Source organism: Halalkalibacter flavus (genome assembly GCF_036663575.1).
Lineage (GTDB): Bacteria > Bacillota > Bacilli > Bacillales > Bacillaceae_D > Halalkalibacter > Halalkalibacter flavus.
In genome coordinates this window covers 1-278 of record NZ_JAWRVK010000205.1, presented here as the reverse complement: position 1 = coordinate 278, position 278 = coordinate 1, and the positions used below count along the sequence as shown (strand labels likewise).

Genomic DNA, 278 nt, shown 5'->3' with positions numbered 1-278 from the left:
GCTCGTGCCAAACACGCGGAATTGGTGAAATGTCTTGAGATCGGCTTGAATTCCGGCTCCCCCCCCGGAATCGGATCCGGCGATGGTCAACGCTATTGGAAAAGCATTACTTTCGCTCCGACGGGCGGCTGTGAGATTTGAAATCGTCGAAGGTTCGATGCCCATGGCTCAGACTCTAGCGAAGTTGATTAGGAATCTACAGCGACGCAACGCCCGCCGCCGCCTGCCCCTTGCAGTGGTGGAAGGAGTGCGGCTCGTGGAGGAAGCGCTTGAGGCAA

Annotated in this window: 1 protein-coding gene; it reads right to left on the bottom strand. The window is 57.6% G+C overall.

All coding sequences use genetic code 11. From position 1 onward, the window contains the following. On the bottom strand, window positions 1–96 hold a 96-nt coding region (locus SAY88_RS25000), incomplete at its 3' end, for a bifunctional hydroxymethylpyrimidine kinase/phosphomethylpyrimidine kinase (RefSeq protein WP_332635124.1). Window positions 97–278: the final 182 nt, after the last annotated feature.